Raw genomic sequence first — 13,789 nt, 5'->3', positions numbered from 1 at the left:
AAAATTTTTTTAAAAACTTGTTTTACTATTGATTTTCAGGGGGCTACTGCTACTTTGTTGATAATTTGAGTTAAATTTATATTTTTATGATTCCTCATCATTAGAGATGGGATACTGATTGGTAGAATTATGAACTTTAGTTTTAAATTTATACAGATAAGGAGCTTTATTGGCCGAGCCGTCATAGAGTTTTTCCATTCTGTCCAGAATATTTAAACTTAAAATTTTCCGCTGAAAATTATTTCTTCTGAATTTCTGTCCTAAAATAGTTTCATAAAGAGCCTGAAGATCTTTCATGGTAAATTTTTCAGGAAGCAGGTTACTTGCTGCAACCTCTGTATTGATATTCATTCTCAGGTATTCAAGACCTGTCTCTATAATTCTGTCGTGGTCGAATGCCATTTTAGGCAGGTTGTTGACTTCAAACCATTCACAGCTTTCATTGAAAGCATCAGGGAAAGTATCAGCCAGTGAAAAATCAATGAGGCTGCAGTAACCTACTGTAACAAAACGCTGGAATATCCAGTGATCTTCAGGAACGGTTATTCCTTTATTTTTAAGAAGGATCTGATGTACATTATTCTCCGTACGGTCTATTCTTCCAAAGGTGTGAAACTGTTTCAAAAATAATCCTTTAAGATGGGTTCTTTCAAACAAAACCCTTTCAGCAGCTTCTCTCAGGTCCTCATCATTAAAAACAAAACCACCCGGAAGTGACCATAGATCCAGATCATGATATTTTAAAAGCAAAACTTTCAGAATGTTATTATGAAAGCCGAATATGGTGCAGTCAACGGAAATATGCGCTACGAAATCTTTCGTGTCAATGAGTTCCTGTAGCGTTTCTTTACTTTTTGTGTCTTTAATTTTCATGGCAGTAAAAATAAAACTATTTTCTATTTGTGACAGTAAAATATATAAAACTAATCACAAAAAGCAGAATTACAGAAGATAAGATGTATAATGGATAATAATTCAACAGCTGTTTTTCAAATAAAACAGCCATAATGATAGAGCTTACAGAGCTGCCCAGAGAAGAAAAAATAACAATAAGCGAGGTGAAAAGATTAATCTTGTCTTTATCCACCTGTGCAATCATTTTTGAGTTGATTACAGGGTAGAGGGGGGAAAGAAACAAACCAATAACCGGAAATAAAAAAAGTAAATAGCTGGAATCCTCCGAGTCAAAATACTGTATCCCCAGTATAATAATCAGTAAGGTGATAATAAGAGCCATACATGTAATATAATATCTGGGCAATGAAAACCTTTTGATAATATTGGCAGTAACCGTTCGTCCGGCATAAGAAAAGACGGATAGAAAAGAAGTGGCCTGAAGCGCAAAAAAAGAATTGACCTTCAAATGGTTTTTATAAAAAGAAGGAAGCCATGAATTGAATCCCTGCTCTACAAAGACGATAAAAAAGATCACTCCTAAAAATAAAGCTACCGTAGGTGTGGTAAACCCGGAAAGTTCTGAGAGAATGCTTTTGTTTTCCATAGGCCTGGAATCTGCTACTTCTATCTTTGACAGCAGAAAAATGGTAAATGCTGATAATAAAGCAATCATCAGGAAACCAAACTTCCAGAATTCCGAGTACTGGCTGGAAATTATCCACCCAAAACCGGTATTAACCACGAAAATTCCGATCATAAAAGAGGCTTCTACATTATTCATGGTCTTTGCCAGGGATTTTTCATCCGAAATATTATTCCTGATAATTCCAAAAACACAGATTTTACCAATAGCGAAACAGGCTCCTATAATCGCAAACCACAGTTTATAAAACCAGAAAACCTTTACAAAAGGAAGAAGGCAGGAACAGAATCCAACAATGGCCAAGGCAAGGATCAATGCCTTTTTAGGTCCTGTCTTGTTGATAAAGCTCACTGCAAAAAGCGAAATAAAAGCAATAGGTAGATCTTTAAAAGATTCTAAAAGTCCCAGTTCTCCATAGGTGATTTTCTCTTCTGACAACTGCAGAATCACCAGTCCCATACAGTTTAGAACCATTGAAAAAATGAGAAAGGTAAGTTTTAACGGAAGAGAAATTTTTGAAGGCTTGACGATCATTTTGGGAGATAACTTTATTAATTTTTTATGAAATTTTATGAAATATTGATGCTAAGATAGGGCTTCTAACCCTGAAAAATAAAAGAAAAATTAAAATTTTTATGAATAGAATGTTAATTAATTGAAAAAAAATATATTTTTATTGTCTCAATTTGAGAATTAAACAATAACTGTATATGAATGTAAGAATATCAAGAAGCGTAGGAGTGGTTGCCGTCCTCTATTTTACGGCCAACTTCAGTGCCCAGACCACCAAGGCGAAGGACACAATTGCGAAAGAAAACAAAATAGACGAAGTGGTAGTCATCGGTTACGGTACTCAGAAAAAGAGTAATGTAACAGGAGCTATCGCGAGTATTAAAGCCAGTGACATTGAAAACATACCGGCAGGTAAGCCTGAACAGGTATTGCAGGGTAGAGCTGCCGGTGTTTCTGTTGTTACCAATTCGGGACAGCCTGGTGCTGCTGCTACTGTACGTGTAAGAGGGATTACCAGTTTTGGAGCTGGAAGTAACAGCCCATTGTGGGTAGTAGATGGTATTGTGGTAGACAATATCGGATGGCTTAACCAGTCAGATATAGAAAGTATAGAAGTGTTAAAGGACGGAGCATCGTCTGCAATCTATGGAGTCTCTGCAGCAAAAGGAGTAATTCTGGTGACAACCAAAAAAGGAAAGAGAGGAAAACTTAGTCTTTCTTATAACGGGTTTTATGGTTTTTCCAATGCATCCAAAAAACTGGATCTCTTAGATGCTACACAATATGCTAAAATTATTAATGAAGGTTTTGTTAATGACGGAAAGGCACCCAGATTTTCTAATCCTGAATCATTTGGGAAAGGTACCAACTGGCAGGATGCTATTTTCGGAACCGGTGAAAAATCTTCTCACGAAGTAAGCATTACAGGTGGTAATGAAAAATCCACCTACTATACCTCGTTTGGATATTTTGATCAGACTGGTATTGTAATGAGTGATATTTCTTATTACAAAAGAATCAATGCAAGATTCAATTCAACCCATAAAGTTACAGATTACCTGACCATAGGGCAAACTTTTGCGTATACCCATGTGAAGTCTCAGGGAGTAAGTGCAAACGAAGAATTTGGAGGACCGTTGGCTTCAGCAGTAAACCTGGATCCTATCACTCCGGTTGTCGTGACAGATTGGTCAATGGTAGATTCGGACGGTTATAAAAGTCCTTATATCATCCGTGATTCTGAAGGCCGTCCATATGGAATTTCCCCATATGTAAATAACGAGATGACCAATCCGCAGGCTTTCCGTCACATACAACAAGGCAATTATAACTGGTCTGATGATTTTGTGGGGAATGTTTTTGCAGAACTCAAGTTTCTTGATCACTTTACATTCAAAACAAGTTTAAATGGTAAAAAATCCTATTGGGGAAGCCGCTCCTTTACACCGAAATATTATTTAAGCCCAAATTTTAATAATACCGGTTTTAACAGTTTGAATAAGGTGGATGAAAATAAGTTCGAATGGAGCATGGAAAATACATTGACCTATCAGAATAAGTTTGGTGATCACAATATCAATATTATGGTTGGACAGGGTGTTTACCGATACAACATTGCCGGCGGTGCCAGTTTGACTTACAGTAACCTTCCTATTGATAACTGGCAGGATGCTTCCTTCAACTTTGATATTCCCAGGGAAAATATTACAGCAAAAGGATGGGACGGTATCGAGACCCGTAAAGCATCTTATTTTGGTAGAATCATTTATGATTATGCAGATAAATACTTATTTACAGGTACAATCCGTAGAGACGGTTCTTCAAAATTTGCTACCAACCAGCACTGGGGAACTTTCCCGTCTATGTCACTGGGATGGAACGTTCATAAAGAAAACTTCTGGCCGGAGAACAATGTCGTTAATAACTTAAAATTAAGAGGAGGTTACGGAGTGTTAGGGAATGATGAAATGGATAACTTCAGATTTGCAAGTTTCATGGTTTCCGGTAGTAATTATACCAACTCCAGTAATAATATTATCATTGGTTATGCGAAAAGTACTCTGGAAAACCCTAATCTGAAATGGGAACAGACCAGCCAGCTGAATATTGCTGCAGATCTGAAATTATTCAACAATTTTACCCTTACAGCAGACTGGTACAAAAAGAAGACTACTGATATTCTCAGACAAATCAATATCCCAGGTTATGTAGGAGTTCCTGTTTCACCTTGGGCAAATGTAGGAGATATGGAAAACTCAGGTGTTGAACTTGAATTAGGCTACAAGAAAAATTGGGAAGATTTCAGCATTTCGGTTAATGGTAACTTCGCAACCATAAAAAATAAAGTTCTTAGACTAGAGGATGATATTGAATACTTCAACCTGGCTTCTTTCCAGACCATGGGAGCGGTATCCAGAGTAGCAGTAGGGCAGCCCTACGGATCATTTTACGGACAAACATATAGTGGGGTTTTCCAGAATCAGGCACAAATTGACAATTATGTAAATGCCAATGGTGTAAAATTATTACCCGATGCAAAACCTGGGGACTTTATCTGGCAGGATAATAATGGAGATGGTAAAATTGATGACAATGATAAAGTAAACTTAGGAAGCTCTATCCCAAAATATACTTTCGGACTTACCGTGAATATGAGCTATAAGAATTTTGATCTGATGATGTTTGCGCAAGGACAGGCTGGTAACAAGATTTTCCAGGGGTTAAGAAGATTGGATTTGCCTGATGCCAACTACCAGACAAGAATCTTAGACAGATGGACAGGTGAGGGATCTACCGATGATAATCCGAGACTTACCCGCACTGATTCTAACCACAACTATTCATGGATGTCTAATTATTACCTTCAGAAAGGAGATTATGTGCGTCTGAAAATTGTTCAGTTAGGGTATACCATTCCTCAGGATGTTACCCAACGTTTTGGAATGAGTAAAGTAAGACTGTATATCACAGGAGAAAACCTGCTTACCTTCACAAAGTATACAGGATATGATCCGGAAATTGCAGGGAGAAATAACTCTGAGCAGGACATTATCGGGGTAGACAGAGCTTACTATCCACAAGCCAGAACATTCCTTATAGGAGCTAATATTCAATTTTAATGACCAACAAAATGAAAAATAAGAATTTTATATATAAAGGACTTGCCGTTGCGTTTCTGACAGGTCTGAGTTTTACCAATATCGGTTGTAGTGATTCCTATCTGGATGATGTAAAGAATTCAGGATCTTTTAATACAGATTTGTATTTTCAGAATGAGCAGCAGTCTTTCAGCGCATTGATTTCCGTATATGATCCTCTAAGAAAGTATTCGGCTGGATTTGAAAATACCGTTACCTTCTTTAATGCAGGATCTGATGATTTTTATTCCGGTGGGGGAAATTCCAATGACGGAGCGGGTATCCAGGGAATGAATAACTATATGATTAACGCCAATACAATGCCTGCCAGCTACTGGAGGGATTACTATCAGGGAGTTGCACGGGCTAATCTTTTGATAGAAAGAGTTCCTGGGGCAAATATGAATGAGGATCTTAAAAAAAGATATATTGCAGAAGCTAAAGTTCTTCGTTCTTTATATTATTTTGAATTACTAAGAATGTTTGGAAATATTCCTTTGATTCTTAATACCATAAAGTTTGATGATGATTACTGGAACGTTCCACAGGCCAAGCCGAGTGATGTGTATGCACAGATAGAAAGCGATATCGTTGCTGCTATTCCCGACCTTATGATGACGCCAAGTATCAGTGATAAGGGGCGAATCACGCAGGGAACGGCCAGAGCTATATTAGGTAAAATTTATCTTTATGATAAAAAAATGCCTCAGGCAGCCGCACAGTTTGCTGAAGTAAATGGTACGCCTGGAGGAACCAGTCAGTATGGCTACAAACTTGTGACAAATTATGCAGATTTATTTAAAGTTGCATTGGAAACTGACCAGGATCCAAACAAATACAAATTCCCATCAGAATCAATTCTTGAAGTAATGCATACCAATAAAGGAAGTTCTGACTGGGGATTCTGGGGACAGGGAAAAGATGAAGGAAACTCTATCAATGTGATGGTAGGACCTCGTTCTTATTTCTTAAAAGATATCCCGAATAACAATGCTCCGGATATTTATTCAGGTTGGGCATTTAATACTGTAACAGAGAACTTTGTTACTTTTATGCAGGGAGATCCAAGACTGGACGTTACCGTTTTCAATGCAAAAAAACTGGTGACGGAGGGTAAGGTTACTTATACGCCTGCTTTTGCAGATACCGGATACTTCCTTAATAAGTATTTACCTACAAATGCTTTAAAAACATCGCTTCCGGGACCTCCTGAGTTGAATTTCCGTCAGAATTATATTGCTATAAGATTGGCGGATACTTATCTGATGGAGGCAGAAGCATTAGGAGCTTCAGGAGCAAGAGCTCAAGCTTTATTAGATGCGGTAAGAGCAAGAGTTGGGTTACCATCAGTTCCTGTTTCTTTACAGGCTATTAAAGATGAAAGAAGAAGAGAGCTTGCCGGAGAAGGACACAGATGGTTTGACCTTGTAAGATGGGGAGATGCTCCATCAATACTTGCATTCAAAGGATTTAAAGCCAATAAAAATGAAATTCTTCCCATTCCTTTCAATGAATTGCCGAATACAGCTTTAAAACAAAATCCTGGTTACTAAAATATGAAGTTTCACAACTTATATAGTTTCTTTAGAGGTGCCGCACTGCTTAGTGGTGTGGCCCTTTTTTCTTTATCATGTACTTCAGTGGCTTCCAATAAAGGAAATGAGGTGCAGTACTGGCTTACCAAAGGGGATGAAAGTGTAAAATTACAACAGCAGACTTCCGTTAAATTTGCAAATACTACCAACAGCTTTCAGAATATTGAAATTGATGATACTCAAAAGTTTCAATATATTGATGGCTTTGGCTATACATTAACAGGAGGAAGTGTTGAGGTAATCAACCGGTTGTCGCCTTCCAAAAGAAAAGCACTGCTTAACGAACTTTTTGGAAACGATAAAAATTCAATATCCATCAGCTATTTAAGACTGAGTATTGGCGCTTCCGATCTTGATGGAGAAGTATTCTCGTACGATGATCTGCCTGAAGGACAGACTGATCCTTCGCTTTCAAAATTCAGTCTGGCAAAAGACAACGCTTTGATTGGGATGTTGAAGGAAATTTTAGCAATCAATCCTTCCATTAAAATCATTGCTGCCCCGTGGTCTCCTCCGGTTTGGATGAAAGACAACGGTAAATCAAAAGGAGGAAGTTTAAAACCTGAATTCTATGGAACGTATGCTCAATATTTTGTAAAATACATCCAGGGAATGAAAAAAGAAGGGATCACCATTGATGCCGTAACGCCTCAGAATGAACCTTTACATCCCGGAAATAATCCAAGTTTGTATATGCCGTCTGAGCAGCAGGGAGATTTTATTAAGAACCATCTTGGTCCGGTTTTTAAAGCCAACGGAATCACTACTAAAATTGTTGTGTATGATCACAATTGCAACAAACCTGAATATGCTCTTGATATTTTAAAAGATTCTGAAGCTGGCAAATATATAGACGGATCTGCTTTTCACCTTTACGAAGGCGATATTTCTGCATTAAGTACAGTACATAATGCTTTTCCGGATAAGAATTTATACTTTACTGAACAATGGACAGGTTCAAAAGGCACTTTTACCGAAGACCTGAACTGGCATACGAAAAATGTTATCATAGGCTCTATGAGAAACTGGAGCAAAATAGCTCTAGAATGGAATCTAGCCAACGATCCAAAATTTGCCCCTCATACAGATGGCGGATGTACGGAGTGTAAAGGAGCCATAACAGTTTCTGATCGTGAAAACTTCACCAGAAATGTTTCTTACTATATCATTGCACACGCTTCAAAATTTATTCCGGCGGGATCTCAGCGTATCGCTTCCACTCAGACGGATAAGCTTTCAACGGCTGCCTTTAAGACTCAATTTGGGAAAATAGTTTTAATTGTGCAGAACGATAATCAGGCAGATGAAAATTTTAATATTAAATTTGCCGGGAAAACCGCTGCTGTAACAATTTCGGGACGTTCTACAGCAACCTATATTTTTTAATTTGATACTATGAAAAGAGTTTATTTCTTACTGGCATTTTCTGCATTGGGATTGAATGCTTACGGACAAAAGACCATTGATCAGAAAGTAGCAGAGCTGCTGTCTAAAATGACCCTGGAAGAAAAGGTAGGGCAGATGGTGCAATATAGTGGTTTTGAATATGCTACAGGACCCCAGCAGTCCAACTCTGCAGCTGTTTTAGAAGAAATTAAAAAAGGAAAAGTAGGTTCCATGTTGAATGTAGCAGGTTCTGAAGAAACCAGAGCTTTTCAGAAACTGGCCATGCAGTCCAGGCTGAAAATTCCTTTATTGTTCGGGCAGGACGTTATCCATGGCTATCGTACCACATTCCCTGTCAATCTTGGACAGGCTGCAAGTTGGGATCTGGCCATGATTGAAAAATCAGAAAGAATTGCTGCTACAGAAGCTGCCGCTTACGGTATTCACTGGACGTTTGCTCCGATGGTGGATATTGCCAGAGATCCGAGATGGGGAAGAGTAATGGAAGGTTCAGGAGAAGATACTTACCTTGGAACAAAAATAGGACTGGCAAGAATTAAAGGATTTCAGGGTAGAGGTCTGGGAAGTCTTGATGCAGTGATGGCCTGTGCAAAACATTTCGCGGCATATGGAGCTGCTGTAGGCGGAAGAGATTACAATTCTGTAGATATGAGTCTCAGACAATTGAATGAAACTTATCTTCCTCCTTTCAAAGCCGCTGCGGAGGCAGGAGTAGCCACTTTTATGAACTCCTTCAATGATATTAACGGAATTCCTGCAACGGCCAACCAATATATACAGAGAAACCTCTTAAAAGGAAAATGGAATTATAAAGGTTTTGTGGTGTCAGACTGGGGAAGTATCGGGGAAATGGTTCCTCACGGTTATGCCAAAGATGGAGCTGAAGCTGCTGAAAGAGCAATACAGGGTGGAAGTGATATGGATATGGAAAGCCGTGTGTATATGGCAGAGCTTCCAAAACTGGTGAAAGAAGGAAAAGTAGATGCAAAACTGGTAGATGATGCAGCGGGTAGAATTTTAACCAAGAAATTCGAAATGGGACTTTTCGATGATCCTTACAGATTCAGCAATGAGAAAAGACAAAAAGAACAGACCGATAATCAGGGAAACAGAAAATTCGGAAGAGAATTCGGTTCTAAAAGTATTGTTCTTCTTAAAAACCGGGGAAATATTCTTCCGCTTTCGAAAAGTGTAAAAACAGTTGCGCTGATTGGTCCTTTCGGGAAAGAAACGGTAGCGAATCACGGTTTCTGGTCTGTTGCTTTCAAAGATGACAGCCAAAGAATTGTTTCTCAATTTGACGGAATTAAAAACCAGCTGGATAAAAACGCTACTTTATTATATGCAAAAGGCTGCAATGTTGACGATCAGGATAAAAGCCAGTTTGCCGAAGCAGTAGAAACGGCGAAAAAAGCAGATGTTGTCATCATGACGCTGGGGGAAGGCCATGCGATGAGTGGAGAAGCAAAAAGCAGAAGTAATATTGGTTTTACAGGTGTTCAGGAAGATTTATTGAAAGAAATTGCCAAAACAGGTAAGCCAATCATCCTGATGATCAATGCCGGAAGGCCTCTGATTTTCAACTGGGCATCAGACAATATTCCTGCCATTATGTACACATGGTGGCTGGGAACAGAAGCAGGAAACTCTATTGCAGATGTTTTGTTCGGGACAGTGAATCCCGGTGGAAAGCTTCCAATGACTTTCCCAAGAACAGAAGGTCAGATTCCTGTGTACTACAATCATTACAATACAGGAAGACCAGCAAAAAATAATACAGACAGAAACTATGTTTCCGCGTATATAGATCTTGATAATGATCCCAAATACCCATTTGGATATGGTTTAAGCTATACGGATTTCAAATATTCTGATATGGTTTTAAATTCCACAAACCTTACAGGAAATCAGACCTTGAATATCAGCGTTACGGTTTCCAACACAGGAAAATATGACGGAGAAGAAGTGGTACAGCTGTATATCAGGGATCTTTTCGGGAAAGTAGTCAGACCGGTAAAAGAATTGAAAGGCTTCCAGAAAGTATTCATCAAAAAAGGAGAAAGCAAAAAGATCGATTTTAAACTGACTCCCGAAGATCTGAAATTCTATGATGATAACTTGAATTTTGATTGGGAAGGCGGGGAATTTGACATTATGGTCGGGACGGATTCTCAACATGTTCAGACCAAAAGAATCACCTGGACAAAATAAATTGAATTCAATTCAATTCAATTCAATTCAATAGGAGTGGGCTTTAGCCCGCTTAATCAAAAGTCAGAAAAAAAATGACTTTAGCCAAAACTTAAATCTACTTATGCATGAATCTCAAAGCTAAAAATATCATCAAAATATGCGCAGCAGGAATTTTTTTCCTTACTGTTTTGAATTGCGCTTCGCAAAAACCTGAAGCCCGCAGAACGCTGATATGGAGTGATGAGTTTAACGGTAAAGGGCTACCTGATTCATCAAAATGGAATTACGATGTAGGAGGAGGAGGTTTTGGAAATGAAGAAGCTCAGTTTTATACCAAAAACAGAACTGAGAATGTCAGAATGGAAAAGGGAAACCTTATCATTGAAGCCAGAAAAGAAAATTGGGAAAATAATAAATACACTTCTGCCAGGCTTTTAACCAAAGGAAAATTTGCCTTTCAGTATGGAACAGTAGAAGTTAGAGCAAAGCTTCCCAAAGGACGTGGAACATGGCCTGCCATCTGGATGATGAGTGAAAATATGAAGAAATGGCCGGATGACGGTGAACTGGATATTATGGAACATGTAGGATACAATCAGGGATTTATACATGCTTCTGTTCACACCAAAAAATACAACCATATCCAGGGAACACAGAAAACAGATACCTTGTTTGTAAAAGATGCCAGCGAAAAATTCCATGTCTATAAGGCAGACTGGACTCCTGAAAAGATTGATGTTTATGTAGATGATAAAAAATTTTTCACGTATGTGAACAGAGAGAAAAACGATGAAGCATGGCCTTTTGACAGACCTTACTTTATCATTTTAAATCTGGCAGTAGGTGGATTTTGGGGTGGGAAAGAAGGCATTGATGATGCTGTATTTCCACAGAAGTATTATATAGACTACGTAAGAGTCTATCAAAATAAATAATGAAAATGAGGACCAGAAGGGTCCGGAAACAGAAAAAATCATGAGAAAATTAATTGTAAGTTGTTTTGTAGTAGGCGTTTTCATCAATGTTAATGCTCAGAATTACTGGAAGAAGAATGCAGGAAAAACAGCTAAAGTAATCCTTACCAACTCGAAAGTGAATGAGAAGATGGCGGATAAAGGAACCGTTACATTTGAACAGTTCGGACAGCCTAAAGAAACTGAGGCCTGTATTTTTGTGGCTCCCCGTTTTAAATATCAGAAACTGATAGGAATCGGAGGTGCTATTACAGACGCTTCAGCAGAGACTTTTTATAAAATGCCAAAGAATAAGCAGAAAGAAATTCTGGATGCTTATTTCGGAAAAAACGGATTGGGATACACAGTGGTTCGTACCAATATGAATTCCTGTGATTTCTCCAGCGATTCGTATACCTATGTAGAGGATAATGATACTTCTCTGAAGACATTTAACGTTGTTCATGATGAGAAGTATAAAATTCCGATGATTAAAGAAGCTCAGAAAGCCATTGGTAATAACTTCACATTCTATTTCTCGCCTTGGAGCCCGCCAGCCTGGATGAAATCCAACAAAAGTTTGTACAAAGGAGGAAGATTGGAAAATCAATACTACCAGACATGGGCAGATTATTATATCAAATTCATCAAAGAATACGAAAAGAGAGGAATCAACATCTGGGGGTTAACCGTTCAGAATGAACCAATGGCTACCCAAAGCTGGGAATCATGCATCTATACTGCCGAAGAAGAAGGAGAATTCCTGAAAAAGAACCTGGGGCCAACGCTTTGGAAAAACGGTTACAAAGATAAAAAAGTTATGATCTGGGACCACAACAGAGACCTTATTTATCAAAGAGCAACCACTACATTAAGTGATCCTGAAACCTCAAAATATGCCAGCGGTATTGGGTATCACTGGTATGAAACATGGAATAATAAAACGCAGCTTTTTGACAATCTGGCAGAAACACACAGAGCATTTCCTGATAAATTCCTGGCTTTTACGGAAGGATGTAAAGAACAGTTCAATATGGATAAAATCTATGATGTAAGTCTGGGGGAACTTTACAGCAAAAATATGCTGAACGATTTTAACAAAGGAAATGCTTTATGGACTGACTGGAATATTCTATTGGATGAAACCGGAGGACCTAACCATAAGGGAAACTTCTGCTTTGCCCCGATTATTGCAGATACCAAAACCGGTGAGGTTTTCTATACCTATGAATACTATTATATAGGCCATGTTTCAAAATATATCAAACCCAATGCGCAGAGAATCGGAAGCTCTTCCAACAGAGCAGCGCTTACATCTTCTGCTTTTATGAATGAAAACGGCCAGCTGGTAACCGTTATCATGAACGATTCAGACAATGATATTGAAACGAATCTATGGATAGAAGGTATGGCTGCCAAACTGAATGCTCCTGCGCACTCTATACAGACCGTAATTTTGTAATATCATATTAATATTATTTTTGACAAATCCGGCGGCCTCTTTGAGGCCGCCGGATTTTTATTTGTCTTCAGATGATAAAAATAGAAAACCCATGAAAAAACTTCATGGGCCTTATGTATTGTAAATGAAACTTTATCAGTTCATTATTTTTCAGCGTCATATTTACTGATCACTTTCTGAGTAACTCCTGAGCTGCTGAAACCTCCGTCATGGAACAGGTTCTGCATCGTTACCTTTTTAGTAAGATCAGAGAATAACGTTACACAGTAGTCTGCACATTCAAGAGCAGTAGCATTTCCCAGTGGAGACATATCTTCTGCATATCCAAGGAATCCTCCGAAACCTTTCACACCGCTTCCGGCAGTAGTCATTGTAGGAGACTGAGAAACTGTATTTACACGTACTTTTCTTTCTCCCCAGTAGTTTCCGAAAGTTCTTGCAATACTTTCAAGGTACGCTTTGTTATCAGACATATCGTTGTAATCCGGGAATGTTCTCTGAGCTGCAATATAAGTAAGCGCCAAAATGCTTCCCCATTCGTTCATACAGTCTTTTTCCCATGCTACACGCATTACTTTATGGAAAGAAACAGCGGAAATATCCCAGCCTTTTTCCAACCAGTCGTAATTCATTTCTGTATAGTGTTTTCCTTTTCTTACGTTGATAGACATACCGATAGAGTGAAGGATAAAGTCGATTTTTCCAAATTTTGCAACAGCGGCATCAAAAAGTTTTTCAAGATCTTCTACAGAAGTAGCATCAGCACCTATTACTTCAGAACCTGTTTTTTCTGCTAAACCATTAAGTTCTCCCATTCTTAATGCTATAGGAGCATTAGATAAGATAAATTCAGCACCTTCCTCATGGCATCTTTCAGCAACTTTCCATGCGATAGATTGTTCATTAAGGGCTCCAAAAATAATTCCCTTTTTGCCTTTAAGTAAACCGTATGACATAATTTTTTAATGTTTATTATAATACAAATGTAA

At 38.3% G+C, this 13,789-nt stretch carries 9 protein-coding genes; 6 read left to right on the top strand and 3 right to left on the bottom strand.

Annotated elements, in window-relative coordinates; all coding sequences use genetic code 11:
• Positions 1–84 precede the first annotated feature (84 nt).
• Both AC59HC_RS20835 and AC59HC_RS20830 read right to left on the bottom strand, forming a co-directional pair.
• Positions 85–873, bottom strand: coding sequence for an NUDIX hydrolase (locus tag AC59HC_RS20835; protein ID WP_110008647.1), 789 nt, complete (start codon positions 871–873; stop codon positions 85–87).
• A gap of 16 nt (positions 874–889) precedes the next feature.
• Entirely contained in the window at positions 890–2,074 is a 1,185-nt protein-coding gene (locus AC59HC_RS20830; protein ID WP_496559281.1) for an MFS transporter, read from the bottom strand.
• A gap of 176 nt (positions 2,075–2,250) precedes the next feature.
• On the opposite strand from AC59HC_RS20830, the gene AC59HC_RS20825 reads away from it, so the two are divergent.
• From AC59HC_RS20825 to AC59HC_RS20800, 6 genes are all read left to right on the top strand, one after another.
• Positions 2,251–5,172 (top strand): SusC/RagA family TonB-linked outer membrane protein, encoded by a 2,922-nt coding sequence (locus tag AC59HC_RS20825; protein ID WP_496559280.1) that lies wholly within the window; start codon positions 2,251–2,253, stop codon positions 5,170–5,172.
• 11 nt (positions 5,173–5,183) lie between these two features.
• Positions 5,184–6,743, top strand: coding sequence for a RagB/SusD family nutrient uptake outer membrane protein (locus AC59HC_RS20820; protein WP_395973339.1), 1,560 nt, complete (start codon positions 5,184–5,186; stop codon positions 6,741–6,743).
• A 3-nt stretch (positions 6,744–6,746) separates the two neighbouring features.
• Complete coding sequence (locus AC59HC_RS20815) at positions 6,747–8,171, top strand: glycoside hydrolase family 30 protein (protein WP_411413297.1); 1,425 nt, start codon at positions 6,747–6,749, stop codon at positions 8,169–8,171.
• Between the two features lie 9 nt (positions 8,172–8,180).
• Positions 8,181–10,403 carry a glycoside hydrolase family 3 N-terminal domain-containing protein gene (locus AC59HC_RS20810; RefSeq protein WP_496559279.1) on the top strand — a complete coding sequence of 741 codons (2,223 nt, stop codon included), beginning with the start codon at positions 8,181–8,183 and terminating at the stop codon, positions 10,401–10,403.
• A gap of 107 nt (positions 10,404–10,510) precedes the next feature.
• Positions 10,511–11,320, top strand: coding sequence for a glycoside hydrolase family 16 protein (locus tag AC59HC_RS20805; RefSeq protein WP_202842682.1), 810 nt, complete (start codon positions 10,511–10,513; stop codon positions 11,318–11,320).
• Between the two features lie 40 nt (positions 11,321–11,360).
• Positions 11,361–12,800, top strand: a complete 1,440-nt coding sequence (locus AC59HC_RS20800) for a glycoside hydrolase family 30 protein (RefSeq protein ID WP_202842681.1) — start codon at positions 11,361–11,363, stop codon at positions 12,798–12,800.
• 143 nt (positions 12,801–12,943) lie between these two features.
• On the opposite strand, the gene AC59HC_RS20795 is transcribed toward AC59HC_RS20800, so the two are convergent.
• The gene (locus AC59HC_RS20795; RefSeq protein ID WP_202842680.1) at positions 12,944–13,756 is read right to left on the bottom strand and encodes an enoyl-ACP reductase FabI; all 813 of its coding nucleotides are present in this window, start codon (positions 13,754–13,756) and stop codon (positions 12,944–12,946) included.
• Positions 13,757–13,789 lie beyond the last annotated feature (33 nt).

The sequence above is a fragment of the Chryseobacterium sp. DZ-32 genome, assembly GCF_059587025.1.
This window is presented reverse-complemented; position numbering and strand designations above follow the sequence as displayed.